Origin of the sequence: Pseudomonas sp. GL-B-26 (assembly GCF_019947405.1) — a bacterium.
Classification (GTDB): Bacteria; Pseudomonadota; Gammaproteobacteria; order Pseudomonadales; family Pseudomonadaceae; genus Aquipseudomonas.
Genome location: NZ_JAGYGJ010000018.1, coordinates 44,646 through 60,563, shown reverse-complemented (window position 1 = coordinate 60,563; position 15,918 = coordinate 44,646). Strand labels below are relative to the sequence as shown.

Sequence of the window (15,918 nt, the reverse complement as noted above, 5' to 3'; positions counted from 1 at the left end):
CCAGGCAGAGGCTGTGGTCGGGCGTCCACTCACACCCGTAAGTGTTGCCGGCGTAGCGAGGCGCACAGCACGGCGAAATTAAGACACGTTCCAACGGGATTCCTTCTCGTCGAGCCCTGACAAAAAAGGGGGACCATCAATGATGCCCCCCTCTAGGGAAACCCTGAAGAAGACTTCCTGATTTTGGCAAAATACCCAGACTCCACCCGCCGAGTTTCCCGATGAAGCAAATGACTTTCGCCGATGCCGAGTACGCCGGCAAACGCAAGCAGGAAATAGTGTTTCCATCAGACAAGTAAAAAAGTTGAAGGTGAACAAATTGCTAATGTTAACCACCTACAAACGCACCGAAATTTCGGATTAAATGCCCGTATTTATTGGTCGAGAGTGGCTTAGCCTCGTGCCCGTGAGCTGTTAAGTTTGGTTAAGCCTCCTTTTCCCATCTGAGAGCGGGAAGCCAAGGCGCGGTAATCGCTTCGGTTCAGATGCTCAACGAGGACTCCAACCGCCAGCATTACGCGTCACGATCCATTGCAGCAATGTGATTTGAGGCTATGGCCGTAGGAACGCTCATCACGGGGAATTTTTATTGCCTGACACGGCACTGCAGCCAGCAGCGTGTATGCCCCTGTGTATGCCTTGAGTCAATGACGCACGTCAATCCCAATGATTACTGGGGAAATACAGGCCAGTTCAAACGCGCCCGGCCCATTTGAGACAACAACGAAGCCCGCCCAGTGCGGGTTTCGCTGCATCTGGACCTTGGAATGTTGCTGAAGGTTGTTGTGGATTCATGTCGCTTCGCGCACGCTTCAGCGACTTTTCAGCAGCATCCCTCTCCGGTGTCCTGCCGATCGAACACAATTCCCTGTTTCTGATTCACCAAAGCATCATAGGCCGCCGACTTCGCGGCCCACTCGGCCTGCTCCAGCAACTCAGGCGTGCGCAGCAAGCGGTATTAATCGCGTAGACGGCCCTTCCGCCAACATAGGCAGAGCACCACTAGAAACCCGCCTGGCCAGCGCAGGAATCGGCGCAAGCCATATCAGCAGCATGCCCACGGTCTGTATAAGCAGGCAGCCACCCACCACCTTGTAGCCTCTGAATCGCAGCAGTATTCCGCTGGAATAGGTCAACGACAGCGCAGTGGCCAACGATTGATCCCCACCATTTCCAACCCACCCACGGCTAGAGTGATCAGGCGCAGATGACGAACGAGGTCAAATGCCTGGTCGAGAATTTTGACTGATTCAGAAGGTTCACATGACAAACTCGATGTATTGGCAGTAATGAAATAAAAACCGACCACTACCGCGAAAGTATTCGTGCTGACCGCACCGCTGGGCCTGATTGGTGTAGTGCCGGCGCTGCTGGTGTTCCAGTCGCCGCTGGGCTTCGTCGCAATCCTGGGCATCATCGCACTGGGTGGCATGATCATGCGCAACTCGGTGATCCTGATCGATCAGGTACAAACCGAGATCGCCGAAGGGCGTGACCCGTGGAATGCTGTGCTGGATGCCGCCATTCACCGAGCCCGTCCGGTGATGCTGACGGCGCTGGCTACCGTGCTCGCAATGATCCCGCTAACGCGCAGTGTGTTCTGGGGACCGATGGCAATTGCGATCATGGGCGGCCTCACCGTGGCGACGCTACTGACGATTTTCTTCGTCCCGGCGTTGTACGCCGCATGGTTCAAGGTGGGTCGTCAGACGGCCGCTGGCACCCTGCCGGTGAGCTTCGCTGTATGACGTTTTGTCAGTCAATCTGTATCTAACGCTCTCCCTTTGGCCGCCCTACTATCGTCCGCTCCATCCAGGTTCATACCTCAGAGATCGCGAAAACCGTTTTATGCAGATTTTGCGGAGCTTCCAATACGTTATCTCTTCCTTCAGGAGTTACGCCATGCCCGAACTGTCCAACCTGCTTGCCTTCGGCCTGATTTCACTCGGCATGGTGCTGACTCCCGGCCCGAACATGATCTATCTCATCTCGCGATCGATCTGCCAGGGACGAATGGCCGGACTGATTTCCCTGGGTGGCGTGGCGTTGGGTTTCGTCGTTTATATGTTTTGCGCCGCATTGGGCATCACAGCCCTGGTCCTGGCGGTTCCCTATGCGTATGACGCCCTGCGACTTGGCGGCGCACTCTATCTGCTCTACCTGGCCTGGCAAGCGGTCAAGCCCGGCGGCCGTTCTCCATTCCAGGTGCGCGACCTGCCCAAGGACAGCCCGCGCAAGCTGTTTATGATGGGGTTTGTCACCAACCTGCTGAATCCCAAAATCGCAGTCATGTATTTGTCGCTGCTGCCCCAGTTCATCAACCCCGCCGACCACGGCAGCGTGCTGGCGCAATCCATCGTGCTTGGCTTTACGCAGATCGTCATTAGCGTGAGCGTCAACGCCCTGATTGCCGTCATGGCTGGCTCCATTGCGACATTCCTCGCAAGCAGGCCCGTGTGGCAGACCGTGCAGCGCTGGCTGATGGGGACGGTCCTCGCAGGCTTGGCCACGCGCATGGCCGTCGAAGGGTAACGCTAAACCGGGCCGTTTTCGGTTGGCGCATCGGGTGCGCTGGAAAAAGATCCGGGTGGGTTAGCGAAAGCCCCCGCCGGATCGGGATGGGATGAGGACGACCAAATCTGTATCACCTATGTCGACACCAGCCTGTGAAAGCAGCGTAGTAACCTGGCCACGATGATGAGTCTGATGGTTGAAGAAATGCATCACCAGGCTGTAAAAGTCCTTGTCGGACACTACACCCTTCAAGCTGGCGTAATGGAGGGTATGGTCTAGATCGGACTCTGTAATAGAGTTAGCCCACTCGACGATTATCTGATCAAGCCTCTCTCGATACACTGAGAGTTCTCGAATAGTAGAGAACAACGCTTGGTCAAGGTTTTTCGGATCAGGAAGTCGCCTCACCGGTTCCAATGCCGAGTGGTTCGCTGGATGTTTGGCGAATCGCTTTAACCACACAGTGTCTCCGGCTGCCACGTGGTTTAGCGTCCCGAGAATCGACCTGAAGAACGCTTTTCTATCAGCTGAGAGCTCATCATCGGACAAGCACCTGGCTGCTCCATAGATCTTTTCGTTCATCCATTTGTTATAGGTTGCCATCAGGCAGATATGGCCGGTACGGCTCATGTGCTCATCCTTTGAGTGGGTCTTTGACAAGCGCTCCACGCTCATCGCAAAACCCAGTCTATTGCCGGGTATTGAAAAAGTGTTTTCTCATAATCAGAGCCACGACTGGCACTTCTCCGCCAGAGGAGTGCATCAGGGTAACTCGTGCCCGCAAGTGCTAAGTCCTTAGCTGCTTAATCCAGTCAAGGCTCGCAACGGTAGAGCCGGAAGGACGGTATTCACAGCCGATCCATCCTGGGTAGCCACGCTGCTCCAACGCCGCGAACAAGGCAGCAAAGTTGATGCTCCCCGTTCCCGGTTCGTGACGACCCGGACAGTCAGCAATTTGCACATGGACAGTTCGGTCATAAAATCGAGCCAGAACATCTGCTGCGTCTCCGGTCAAAAGCTGGGCATGGTAAAGATCGAGAATCAGCCCAACACTCGGGAAGGTCTCCAGCACCTGTTGCGCCCTGCTGAAGTCAGACATGTAATAGCCCGGCATCTCCTTCGAACTGATCACTTCGATAAGGGGCCGCAACCCCTGATCTTCGAAGTACTTGACTGCATACTCCAGGTTGCTCCCGAAGATAAGCGCAGCCTCATCCTGCGTCGTAATTCCAGACATGATGTGGACATCCGAACAAGCCAGCACCTTTGCATAACTGGCGGCCTGGACCAGGCCAGCGCGAAACTCTTCTTCCTTGCCTTGCAGGGCAGCAATGCCTTTAGTGACACCCGCCGGTGCGGCGAACTGAATCAGAGGAAGAGCGTATTGAGCCAAGTGGTCGGCCAGGAGACTGGCGTCGAATTCATAGGGCGACGGAAACTCCACCGCCCGAAATCCAGCGGCAGCGGCGGCTTCGATGCGTTGAAGAAAAGGCAACTCATTGAATTGAAAACCGAGATGAGCATTGAACTTGAGCATTGGGTAAACATCCATCCTGGAAAGAAACGAAAAGCCTGGAACATCCTTTGTAGCTCCAACACTACACTATCGGAAGTGGTCCCCCTAAACCTTCGACATTTTCCATGGACAGGGCTTCGAGCAGCACCTGCTCCAGGATGGCAAAAAAACATTTGATGTGGGCCTGCTTTAATGCCTGAGGCCGGGTCACCAGATAGACCTCCATATCTGGAAGGTGTAGTTCCGGGAACAACCCGATCAGATCCTTCGCCAGTAGACGGGGCAGTACGGCCACCCCCATACCTCGCCTCACCGATTCGAGCTGCACGGCGAACGAGTTCACGCTGATCTGCGCGCGGTCCAGACCACCGGCCCTTGCCGCACGCATTTGCGGCAACATGTCCAGCGGGGGAAGCAAGGCAATATTGACCGCCGTGGCCGGGGTCACCCCTGGAAACCGCTTCAGATAACCTGCATCAGCGAAGACACCGTAGGCGAGCCGGCCTATTGGTCGATAAATCAGCGACGGCTCACCCAGATGAGCTGTACGTACAGCAATGTCTGCCACGCCGCGGACGATCTTGTGAAAGTCGGCTGTTACCATCAACTCCACCGAGCAACGCGGGTGCAGAGAAGTGAAACGACTCGCGGCCTCCAGCACGCAAGTCGAGAACCCCTCTCCTGCACTGACCAGGACACTGCCAAATAGCGCTGTGTGTAGCTCGGATAAGCCAGCAGCGGTTTGACGCCTCAAGCCAGCTTCCGCAGCCAGGGCAACTTCCACGAGGGATTGGCCCCGCGAGGTCAACCAGCATCCTTCAACGCCCCGCTCGACGAGTGGCTCGCCCAGTGCGACCTCAAGTTGGGTCAGGCGGCGGGACACGGTAGACGCCGCGATACCTAGCAACTGGCCAGCTTGAAGGAAGCTGCCACGCCGCGAGACTGCCAACAGCAGACGAAGATCGTCCCAATTTGCTTGCAACGCCATGCGTCCTGTCCTCCCTGGTCTGCATATGTGCAAAGCCATTATGCAGTAGTCGCTGTTTTTCGGGAGAGGCCTCAAAGGTATATCTACAGGCCCTCGAAACGAATGGAATGGACTGCATGACTACTGGACCCAAAGACTATGCGGAACGCGCCGCCAGTGCCTTCAATCGCCGTGATGTGGAGGCGATGCTTGCGCTGGTTTGCGAAGACTTCATCTACCTCGATGGCACGGGGATACAAACCGGTCGCGAAGCCATGCGCAAACGAGAGATTGCATTGTTCGAAGCGCTCCCCGATGCCCAAGTAATTTTCAGCCCATTCGCCGTCGGTAACGATCGTTTGGCGCTGACTGCCTTCCTGACCGGCACATTCGCCGCACCCTTGGTGCTGCCAGGCCGGGTGATTCCACCTCATGGACGCCATATTACCGCGCACTACGCCGCACATTTCACCTTCAAAAACGGCCTGGCCATTCGTGAAGAGGCCTTCTTCGACAGTGCGGTGCTGATGCCGTTAGCCTATCCGGCTGAGGGTTGAGCCATGCACAGCGCATTCGTTACTGGTGCAACCGGCTTGTTGGGCAACAACCTTGTGCGTGAATTGGTCGCTCGTGGCTACGCGGTCAAAGCCCTGGTCCGTTCAAGAGCCAAGGGTGAACAGCAGTTCAACAATCTGCCAAGTGTGGAGCTGGTCGTTGGTGACATGGCCGATGTCGACGCATTCGCAGCATCGCTGCAAGGCTGCGATACGGTGTTTCACACCGCGGCGTTCTTTCGCGACAACTACAAGGGCGGCAGCCACTGGAAGGAACTCGAAAAGATCAATGTCGCCGGTACGCGGGACCTGATCCACCAGGCTTACCGCGCCGGTATACGACGATTCATCCATACGTCTTCCATTGCCGTGCTTGACGGCGCACCTGGCTCGTCCATCGATGAGACATGTCTGCGGGCCGACGCCGACGCGGATGACTACTACCGCAGCAAGATCCTCGCCGACCGTGTCGTCTTGTCGTTCCTGGAAGCACATCCCGAGATGCATGCCTGCATGGTCCTGCCCGGTTGGATGTGGGGTCCTGCCGACATTGGCCCGACCTCCTCGGGACAGTTGGTCAACGATGTCGTGAACGGCAAGTTGCCCGGGCTGATCCCTGGCAGCTTCTCCGTTGTCGATGCCCGTGATGTGGCATGGGCGCTGATCGCGGCCGCCAAACATGGCCGACGAGGTGAGCGCTATCTCGCGGCGGGCCGGCATATGACGATGCGTCAGCTGGTCCCTGTTCTAGGACGTATAGCGGGCGTCAAGACACCCGTTCGACAACTACCGCTCCCCTTTCTATACACCTTGGCGGCTGTGCAGGAGATCTATGCGCGCCTTACCGGCAAGCCTATTCTGCTGAGCATGGCCACGTTGCGCCTGTTGATACGAGAGGAGGACCGCACCTGTTTCAACCACCGCAAGAGTGAACAGGAGCTTGGCCTGAGTTTCCGGGCGCTAGAGCTGACAATCACTGATACCGTGGCGTGGTACCGTGATCACGGCTGGTTTGAAAACCACAGCACGCGTGCCTCGAAGAAAAAAAGCTCATCCGTCATGCTCGACAACTGAAACCGCACCTTTTGGTCATTTACCACACACCAGAACAAGGACGTAAAGTTTTGAACAGGGAAATAATCCTGATGCGTCACGGCCAGCCAAAACTGGCCGCAACCGACAAAATCTCAGCGCTCGAAATGAAAGACTGGATCGAGCAATACAACCGATCCGAAATTACCCACCACCCGGTTCCGCAAGCCAGTATGCAACTCGCCGCAACCGCCACGGTGATTGTTTCAAGCAGCGCGCCTCGTGCGCTGACCTCCGTCCAGGCGCTCGGCCTGAAGCCTGCACTGGTCGACGCACTTTTCTGCGAAGCACAACTACCTTGGGGTCATTGGAAACTGCCACGGCTATCGCCGTTTACCTGGGCATTTATCCTTCGGGTCTTATGGCTGTGCGGTTACTCACGCAATGTCGAATCCGCCGGCACTGCGAGGATCCGCGCCAGCACGGCAGCTAAACGATTGCAGTCCCTTGCCAGCGATGGACCGGTTCTGCTGCTCGGTCATGGCTTTATGAATCGAATGATCGCCAATCAACTGGTGGCCGACGGATGGGCTCGCCAAAAACGTAACGGCAGCCAGTATTGGAGTGCGACCGTGTATCAGTACGGCGGTGTGTAAGAGGCGCCAGACGCTTTCCTGGCGATTATCAGCTCAGTGGCAATATTCAACTTCTTCTTTCTCCCCCTTCAGCAAAACGCATTGGGCCGGTGACCAAACCGACCCAATGCCATCCATTTACCGCGAATCGACTAACCCAACGTGTTAAGGCACACCACCTTGGGCTGGGTCATTTCCTCGTAGGCAAAACGCACTCCTTCCCGACCCAGGCTACCGTACTTGGAACCGCCAAACGGCATCGCATCGAAGCGGTAGTCGGAAGAGTCGTTGATCATCACTCCCCCGGCTTCGATCCTCCGTGCCGCGCTCATCGCGGTTGCCAGATCATTGGTGAAAATCCCTGCATGCAGGCTGTATTCGGGCTCATTGGCCAACGCGATGGCTTCATCGAAACTCTCGAAGCATTGCAGTACCACCACCGGAGCGAAGACTTCATTGCGCCAGAGTCGACTGGCGTGATCGACGCTTTCCAACACGGTGGCGGCATAGCACGATCCTTCACGCCGATGGCCGCAGAGCAACGTGGCGCCCTCTTGCAAGGCCTCGTTCACCACTTGCTCGGCATTCTGCGCGGCTTGCGCAGTAATCATGGGGCCGATATCGGTAACGGCCAGTAATGGATCGCCGACCACAAGCGCACGGGCCTGACTGACAAAACGCTCTCGGAACGCTTCATAAATCGACGCCTGAATCAGCAAGCGCTGAGTGCCTACGCAGTTCTGCCCCGCTGCCCAAAAGGCTCCGGATACGCAACTCTCGACAGCGGCCTCAAGGCGGCAGTCGCCCATGACGATTACCGGCGCATTGCCGCCCAGGTCCATGGCCAGTTTCTTCAACCCGGCCGTGCGGGCAATCTGCTCTGCGGTGACGAAACCGCCGGTGAAGGAAATCATCCGCACATCACGGGCGGCGACCAACGCCTTGCCCAGTTCCGCGCCGCCGGTGGCGACTGTGACCACTGATTCAGGCAAGCCTGCAGCGACCAGATAAGACACCAGTTTAATGGCCGACAATGGCGCGAGCTCGGAGGGTTTGAGAATCACCGCGTTACCGCCCGCAATGGCCGGACCGAGCTTGTGCGCCACCAGGTTCAACGGATCGTTGTACGGCGTGATCGCAACGATCAGGCCCAGCGGTTCACGGGAAAACCAGCCCTGACGCGATTCGGAGCCTTCATAAGCGTCAAAAGGCACCACCTCCCCGGCATTGCGCCTGGCCTCCTCGGCCGATAGCTTGAGGGTGTTGACGCAGCGTTTGACCTCCTTTTCCGCCTGTTTGAGGGTCTTCCCGGCCTCGTCGACGATCAGCCTGGCAAACACACCGGCATCACGTTCGATGTTGATTGCGGCTTGCTCAAGAATGCGAGCCCGACGATGACGCGCCAACGCGGCGCACGCCAGTGCACCACTGCGTCCCGTCTCCAACAACTTCGGAACTTGCGACGCACAGACATTCGTTACGCTGCCAATGACGGAACCATCATAGGCGTTAAAGACTTCAATGGGCGGCTCCACGACATCCAGAACCAGGCGCGATAATTTCACAGGCTTACTCCTGGTTACGTGCAATGGATTGATGGATGCTGATGATGTCCGAGAGCAGCGCAAACGCTGTTTCCGTGCGCCCGGCTCCCGGCCCCGAAACTGTTACCGCACCGAGCAGTTGCGAGGTAAACGACACCGCATTGGTCGCGCCGCCAACACTGGCTAGCGGATGGTCGTTGTTCAACAGCCGCGGTTCGACACTGGCACTGATCGAGCCGTCGGCATGGCGCATCGCCGACCCGATCAGCTTCCAGCGAGCGCCGCTCTGCCGGGCTTTTTCGATGTCGCCAAGGCTGAGGGACGAAATGCCGCTGCACGTGACGTCGCTGACCGTAAGCTTCGCGTCCAGCAGTTCATTCGCCAGGATCACCACCTTCAGGCGTACGTCATGACCCTCGACATCTGCCGTCGGGTCGGCTTCGGCGTAACCCAGCTCCTGAGCCTTGCTGACAGCCTCGGCAAACCCCAGGCCGCCTTCCATGCTGGTCAGCACGAAGTTGGACGTGCCGTTGAGAATTCCTTCAAAGCCGACAATGGAGCTGCCCGCCAGCGCCTGCCTGGCCAGGCGAATCACCGGCGTGCCGCTCATGACCGAGCCTTCATATTCAAAGGCGACATGCTTGCGTCGAGCCAGTGCCTTGAGCTCGGCGCCGTGCAAGGCGATGGGGCCTTTGTTGGTGGTGACGACATGCTTGCCGCCCTCCAGCGCCCAACGGCAGAACGAAGTCGCCGGTTCACCGTCCACCGGGTTGGTAAACGTGGCTTCAACAATAATGTCCGCGCCAGAACCCTTGATCACCGCTTCATTGAGGGCTGTGACGTCGCCACCCGACAGTTGCGCCAAAGCACCTTTGACGGCCGGCAATTGGGCGAGAACATTGGCGTCCAGCCCTTCGCGGCCAATCACCGAACCGAGAAACAAGTCAGTCACGCCGACGATTTTCAGGGTGAAACCCAGCTCTGTTTTCCACTGTTCGTTACGTTCGGCAATCAGCTGAGCCAATGCCCGGTTAACGCCACCAAAGCCAACCAGCGCCAATTTGTATTCAGTCATTTTGTTATGCCCTCGATCCGGGTGATGGGTTGTTGGGCACTAGGTTAGGGCTGGGCCCAGGGCAGTGAAATAGGCCAATTTGCTCTATTTTATGGGCGTTTTGACCAGTGTCAGGACAAAGCTTCAGGCATAAAAAAAGCCAACACACGTTGGCTTTTAGCGGTACGGAAAATGGGCTATACGACAGACGACAGCACGAAGGAGGTCACGGTGTTTTCCACCCCGGGCAACGCGGCAATTTCAGTCCAGACCTTATGCACCCGCTGTGGGCTCGCAGCACCCACGCGCAGCATCAGGTCGAACTCGCCGCTCATGACATCGCACTGGATGACTTCCGGAATTGCCCGCAGCGCTTGCAACACTTCCGCTCCCCGCATCCGGTCGTAGCGGTAAACGAAAATCACCGCGTTGATGTTCGACGTGGCTTGTCGCCCCTCCCCCGTGCGTACCGTATATCCCTGTATTACCCCGTCGCGTTCAAGTCTTTCTATCCGCTGGCGCACCGCATTGCGTGACAGATTGACCTTGGCCGCCAGCTCGGCGTGTGCAGCCCTGCCATTGAGCTGTAATTCCGCGATGATGTGTTCATCGAGAGGGTCCAGAATTCGCTTCACGTGGCCTCCTGTTGGCGTGCCTTTACAGCGCGCCGAGCAGCTCATGGATGGTGTCGAGATCGTCCGGTTGAATCCGGTAAACCTGCGCCTGTCCTTGCGTCGCGACCGCAGGTTGCAGCCCCGCCACACTGATGCCCAACTCGCCAAGCAGTGCCGCCGACTTGACCGGTGAGATTTCCCCCAGGGTCACCATTGGCGCCACCAGGCTTCGCCGATACAACCTGGCGGCCAGCACGCCAGTGGCCGTGTGCGGATCGATGACGTAACCGGTGTCGTGATACAACGAGGTGATTTCCGTCAGCGTCTGCTCATCACTGACTGCGTAGGAGTCGATGATCATCCGCGCCTGCAACCAGAACTCGTTGGCGATGACCATCTCGCCGCTGGACTCGAACCCCTCCATCAGGGCACACACCGCTTGGGCGTCACGCCCGTAGAGCTCCCAAAGGAACCGTTCCAGATTGGAAAAGATCGACAGGTCCATGGCAGGCGAAAGCGTCTTGTTGGCTCGTGACCTGCTGTAGTGGTTCTTCTGAAACAACTGATGCAAGGCGTCATTCTGGTTGGTTGCAACAATCATCTGGGTAATCGGCAGGCCCATTTTTTGCGCGATGTAGCCTGCATACACTTCGGCAAAACTCGCCGCCGGTACGCTGAAACCAATCGGTCGCTGGCCGCCTCCCAGTTGCAACACGGCGTGGAAGTAAAACACCAGTTGCGCCAACACACTGACCCAGTTACTGGAGTTGAAACTGATCACCTCGTAATGCGCATACGGCCATTGTCGGAACAGCCGGGTGACGATGGTCTGGCACTCGTCGAAGCTGCCGTTGACCGCGAACTGATGAACCCTTGGGTGCGCCGCTGCTTGCAGATGCTGGAGTTGGTCCTGAGGCACGCCCGCCTCCGGGTAAAACACCACCACGAGCGTTTCCTCGCAGTGCTTGAACGCCTCGACGGCCGCCAGCCCGGTATCGCCGTTGGTGGCGCCGATCACCACCCCGCGACGCCCGCGCTTGCGCAGAAAATACGGCACCAGCCGTGCCTGCAATTGCGCGGCAAAATCCTTCGAGGAGCGAGTCGGCCCGTGGAACAGCTCCAGCACCCACTCGTTACGATCGACCTGATGCAAGGGCGCCAGGGAACGATGGCTGAATTGACTGCCGGCCTCTTTAAGCATGCGCTTGAGGTCTGTCTCGGGGATCGCCTCTCCCACAAACGGACTGATCACCCTGTAGGCCAGTTCGTCATAGGGCAAGGTCGACCAGTTGGCGATGTCCTGCGATTCGAACAGCGGCAGTTCGAGCGGTACGAACAGCCCACCGTCCTCGGCAATGCCTGACAATACGACCTGTTCGAAGTCGACCTGCACGGCCGAATTTCGGGTACTCACATAACGCATGGTTGGCTCCGGCCATTCATTTGAAACGATGTGCCTGCTCGACCAGCCAGGTGGAAAACATCACTGCGTCGGGGTGTTGCTCGGCCCCGGAACCGCGCACAAGGTAAAAAGACTCGCTGGCTTCGATACGCTGGGTAAAGGGTTCGACCAGCCGTCCATCCTGAAGCATCTCCTCCACCATCGAGGACCGCGCCAAGGCGATCCCCTGCCCTAACTCGGCCATGCGCAAAGTCGAGATCAATGTGTCGAACTGCATGCCGGTCGAGAAGTCGACGGTGTCCGCACCGACCATGTTCAACCAGTAACCCCAACCCTCTTCGTAGCCCAGAACATGCAACAGCGGATGGTGCGACACGTCCGCGGGGACCGTCAGCGGCGACCTTGCCATCAGGTCCGGCGAGCAGACCGGGAACAGCGTGTCCCAGGTCAGGCGCTGCGACACCAGTCCAGGCCATTGACCGTGGCCCCAGCGAATCTCCATGTCATCCTCACCGTCCAGCTCCTTTACCCAGATATTGCTGATGTAGCGGATATCGACATGCGGATGCGCCTGGCTAAACCCCGCCAGTTTGGGCGCCAGCCAATGCACGAAGAACGCCAGGCTGCCACGCACCTTGATCGGCCGACGTTTGTGCTGACCAAAAATCTCGTTGGTCCCCACGGCCAGTCGCGTGATCGCATCCTGCACCACCGGCAGATATGCCTGGCCTTCCTCGGTCAGTCCCAGGCCACGGGGCAAACGCTTGAACAGTGCCACCCCAAGATGGCTTTCCAGTTGGCGGATCTGCTGACTGACTGCCCCCTGGGTCAAAAACAGTTCTTCGGCAGCATGGGTGAAGTTCAAACAGCGGGCAGACACCTCGAATGCCCGCAGCCAGTTCAATGGGGGTAGCGTCTTTTGCTTCATGGCTTGAACCTCTTGGACGCCCCCTCCACCGAGCACACTTGCCCATCCCGTCGACGCTGACTAGAACGCGTCGGACGGTTGTGCCAAGGGGGCAACCGACAAGCGTCGCTCGCGGCTTTTGCGGGTAATGTAATACACGAAATAGCACCAGGCGATGAAAGGCAAACCGAAGTACAACGCCACCCGCTGCTCCGGATCGAATGCAATCCCGACACACGCCAGACTGCAGCAGACCAGCGCTCCCAACGGCACCCATGGATAACCCCGGACACGGAATTTCAAGTCACGGATGTCACCGCCGTTGGCCACATAGTGACGGCGGAAAGCAATCTGGCTTGCGGCGATGCTCATCCATACCACCACGACCGCCAATCCGGAGATCGACACCAGCGCCAGATAGATGGTGTCGGCGGCAAACACGCTGCTGAGCAACGAGGCAGCCCCACCCGCCATGCTGATGATAATCGCGTTGAGCGGCGTGCCCATACGCGTCAGTGCCGAGAATCGCTTGGGCAGGTGACCCTGGTCACTGAGTGTCCAGATCATCCGTGACGCGGCATACAAACCGGAGTTGGCGGCCGACAGCAAGGCACTGATGATCACGAAGTTCATGATGTCCGCGGAGTACGGAATCCCGATGTAGGTGAACACGGTGACGAATGGACTCTCTACGAGCCCGGCCTGTTCACGGGGTAACAAGGTAGCCAGGACGAAAATGGTCCCTACGAAAAAGACCGCCAGGCGCAGCACCGTCGTGCGAATGGCACGCGGCACGTTGCTTTGCGGGTCCTTGGTTTCACCTGCGGCGATTCCGATCAGTTCAGTACCGGAGAACGCAAAGGAGACCGCCAGTAACGTCATGGCAATCGGCATAAAACCGGTAGGAAAAAGCCCCTCGCGAGTGAAGTTGCTCAGCCCGATACTGTGAGCCTGATCAATATGCAGCAGGCCGAGAATCGCGCCACCGCCAATCATCAAAAACACTATGACGGTCACCACTTTAACCAGAGACAACCAGAACTCGGTCTCAGCGAACAAGCGCACCGAAATCACATTGGTCAGAAACACCAGACCTGCAAATAACGCACTCCAGATCCATACCGGTGTATCCGGGAACCAACGCGCCATCAGAATCCCGGCGGCGGTAAATTCAGAACCGATGGCCACCGTCCAGGTCAGCCAATACAGCCAAGCGACGGTATACCCGGTACCAGGCCCCAGAAAGCGGGTGGCATAAGTGCTGAATGAACCGGTTTCCGGCATCTGTACCGCCAGTTCTCCCAAGCACATCATCACCATGTAAACCATGAGTGCGCCGATGATGTAAGCGATCACCGCCCCCATGGGACCGGCCTGGTTAACCGTGTACCCGGACGTGAGAAACAGTCCGGTACCGATGACGCCGCCTAATGCCAACATGACGATATGCCGTGTTTGCATTTCCTGTTTAAAACCGGAACGCGAATGAAGTTGTTCTTCTTTTATGGACATGGTTGTTCTCATGAAAGTTATTAGGGCACGAATTAACGTCTGCGATGATTGACCGGGCAGAGAAAAAACAGATCGCCACTAAGTTTTATTATTATTCCACTTCATGAACGCCCCACTCACATCCTTGCAGTGAGGTTTAACGCTAACGCCTCAGTTTGCAACTTCGGCGCACTTTTCATTGATTGAAAGCTGCGTGTTTGATTGTGCGGGATCGTTGTCCGCCCCCCTGACAAATGCGAACGCCTGCTTCAAATCGTCGAGCAGATCGTCAGTGTCTTCAATGCCGACCGAGACCCGCACCAGTCCTTCGGAGATACCCAGAGCCAGGCGTTCCTCCAGCGTGTTCTCGACATGGCTGGTGGTTCGCGCCGGACCGTAGATGGTTTCCACCGCACCCAGATTACCCGCGCAGTGGGCGAATCGCAGTCGTGGCAAGAGCACCTTGACCGTGTCCATGCCGCCCGCCACGACAAAGCTGACGATTGCACCGAAGCCGGACATTTGCGCGCACGCCACCGCATGATTCGGATGGCTGGGCAGACCGGGATAATTGACCGACTCAACCAACGGTTCGACACAGAGGTACTCGGCCAGTGCGCGGGCACTGCGTTGCTGCTGGCGCATGCGCAGCACCAACGTTTTCATGCCGCGAATGATCATGTAGGCGGAGAACGGGTCGAGCGTCGCACCGTTGATTTCCCGGTAATGACGCACCTTGGCCATCAGTGATTCACTACCGCACACCAGGCCGCCAAGCACGTCGCCGTGGCCGCTGAGAAATTTGGTGGCACTGTGAATGACCACGTCCACACCCAACGCCAGCGGGTTCTGATTCAATGGCGTGGCGAAGGTGTTATCTGCCACCACAATGGCACCGACACGCTTGGCCGCAGCCACCAGACGCTCGATATCGAGTATTTTCAGCGTCGGGTTGGTCGGCGTTTCCAGATACACCAACTGGCAACCTTTGGCGATTTCGCGTTCGATTTCTTCGTGATCGAACGTCTCGCACAACGTCACGTTCACACCGGTGCGCGGCAGGAACTCTTCGAAAATCTTGTTGGTGCCGCCATAGCTGTCCTTGGTCGACACCACCCGATCACCATGGGCCAGGAAGGTGTAAAGCACGCTGCTGATCGCCGCCATCCCGCTGCTGAACGCCACGGCGGATTCGGCCAGCTCCAACTCGCAAATTTTTGCCTCGAGGATCTCGACTGTCGGGTTGCTCATGCGGCTGTAAATAAAGCCTGGCGCCTTGCCCAACGCTACGTCGTACCAGACGTCGATATCGTCGTAACCATAGGCGGCACTGACCACGATGGGCGTTTGAGTGGCATTGTAGGGATGCCTGACTTGCTCCCCGCCCCACACTGCCCGGGTCCCCGAACCCGCATTAACAAACCCTGCGCTGCCTGGTTTTTTATTCATAAAGACTACTCGCACTGAGGGTGGCGAATGTTGAGTCACTCACCGGATCTGGCGGCCAATATAGTGAAAAGCAGCACCGCCGAGAAACGATGTTATCGGTGCCAAAGGGCCGCTTTTTTTAATGGCTGTGATTGCTTGGAGATACACCGATAACGTGAGTTTTTCCTTGATCGCGCGCGACGGCCAAAACCCCGGCATCAACGGCGAGCGCAAAGTTTTCCCTTGTCGATATCGGGCAC

General features: G+C 57.4%; 14 protein-coding genes and 1 pseudogene. 5 read left to right on the top strand and 10 right to left on the bottom strand.

The annotated features are described in order from the left end of the window. Positions 1-1,325: 1,325 nt before the first annotated feature. Together KGB23_RS14045 and KGB23_RS14040 are read left to right on the top strand one after the other, a co-directional pair. A pseudogene (locus KGB23_RS14045) lies at positions 1,326-1,748 on the top strand (efflux RND transporter permease subunit); the annotation flags it as partial. 154 nt (positions 1,749-1,902) lie between these two features. Next, positions 1,903-2,532, top strand: coding sequence for a LysE family translocator (locus KGB23_RS14040; RefSeq protein WP_150655587.1), 630 nt, complete (start codon positions 1,903-1,905; stop codon positions 2,530-2,532). Between the two features lie 60 nt (positions 2,533-2,592). Here KGB23_RS14040 and KGB23_RS14035 read toward each other — a convergent pair whose 3' ends face one another. From KGB23_RS14035 to KGB23_RS14025, 3 genes are all read right to left on the bottom strand, one after another. Beyond that, positions 2,593-3,144 (bottom strand): DinB family protein, encoded by a 552-nt coding sequence (locus KGB23_RS14035; RefSeq protein ID WP_223431518.1) that lies wholly within the window; start codon positions 3,142-3,144, stop codon positions 2,593-2,595. A gap of 157 nt (positions 3,145-3,301) precedes the next feature. Further along, positions 3,302-4,051, bottom strand: a complete 750-nt coding sequence (locus KGB23_RS14030; protein ID WP_223431517.1) for a hydroxypyruvate isomerase family protein — start codon at positions 4,049-4,051, stop codon at positions 3,302-3,304. Between the two features lie 61 nt (positions 4,052-4,112). Further along, entirely contained in the window at positions 4,113-5,018 is a 906-nt protein-coding gene (locus KGB23_RS14025) for a LysR family transcriptional regulator (RefSeq protein ID WP_223431516.1), read from the bottom strand. A 116-nt stretch (positions 5,019-5,134) separates the two neighbouring features. On the opposite strand from KGB23_RS14025, the gene KGB23_RS14020 reads away from it, so the two are divergent. From KGB23_RS14020 to KGB23_RS14010, 3 genes are all read left to right on the top strand, one after another. After that, positions 5,135-5,554, top strand: coding sequence for an ester cyclase (locus KGB23_RS14020; protein WP_223431515.1), 420 nt, complete (start codon positions 5,135-5,137; stop codon positions 5,552-5,554). A 3-nt stretch (positions 5,555-5,557) separates the two neighbouring features. Continuing rightward, on the top strand, positions 5,558-6,625 hold the full coding sequence (locus KGB23_RS14015; RefSeq protein ID WP_223431514.1) for an SDR family oxidoreductase: 1,068 nt from the start codon (positions 5,558-5,560) through the stop codon (positions 6,623-6,625). Positions 6,626-6,696: 71 nt separating this feature from the next. After that, positions 6,697-7,239 carry a histidine phosphatase family protein gene (locus KGB23_RS14010; protein ID WP_223431513.1) on the top strand — a complete coding sequence of 181 codons (543 nt, stop codon included), beginning with the start codon at positions 6,697-6,699 and terminating at the stop codon, positions 7,237-7,239. Positions 7,240-7,370: 131 nt separating this feature from the next. On the opposite strand, the gene KGB23_RS14005 is transcribed toward KGB23_RS14010, so the two are convergent. From KGB23_RS14005 to KGB23_RS13975, 7 genes are all read right to left on the bottom strand, one after another. Then, positions 7,371-8,783 (bottom strand): aldehyde dehydrogenase family protein, encoded by a 1,413-nt coding sequence (locus KGB23_RS14005; protein WP_223431512.1) that lies wholly within the window; start codon positions 8,781-8,783, stop codon positions 7,371-7,373. Between the two features lie 4 nt (positions 8,784-8,787). After that, entirely contained in the window at positions 8,788-9,837 is a 1,050-nt protein-coding gene (locus KGB23_RS14000) for a homoserine dehydrogenase (protein WP_223431511.1), read from the bottom strand. 176 nt (positions 9,838-10,013) lie between these two features. Continuing rightward, positions 10,014-10,451 (bottom strand): Lrp/AsnC family transcriptional regulator, encoded by a 438-nt coding sequence (locus KGB23_RS13995; RefSeq protein WP_223431510.1) that lies wholly within the window; start codon positions 10,449-10,451, stop codon positions 10,014-10,016. 22 nt (positions 10,452-10,473) lie between these two features. Continuing rightward, positions 10,474-11,853: a threonine synthase gene (gene thrC, locus KGB23_RS13990; protein WP_223431509.1), complete on the bottom strand. Its 1,380-nt coding sequence runs from the start codon at positions 11,851-11,853 to the stop codon at positions 10,474-10,476. A 16-nt stretch (positions 11,854-11,869) separates the two neighbouring features. Next, entirely contained in the window at positions 11,870-12,760 is an 891-nt protein-coding gene (locus KGB23_RS13985; protein ID WP_223431508.1) for a LysR substrate-binding domain-containing protein, read from the bottom strand. A 60-nt stretch (positions 12,761-12,820) separates the two neighbouring features. Beyond that, complete coding sequence (locus KGB23_RS13980; protein WP_223431507.1) at positions 12,821-14,251, bottom strand: amino acid permease; 1,431 nt, start codon at positions 14,249-14,251, stop codon at positions 12,821-12,823. A gap of 150 nt (positions 14,252-14,401) precedes the next feature. Beyond that, complete coding sequence (locus KGB23_RS13975; protein WP_223431506.1) at positions 14,402-15,679, bottom strand: cystathionine gamma-synthase family protein; 1,278 nt, start codon at positions 15,677-15,679, stop codon at positions 14,402-14,404. Positions 15,680-15,918 lie beyond the last annotated feature (239 nt).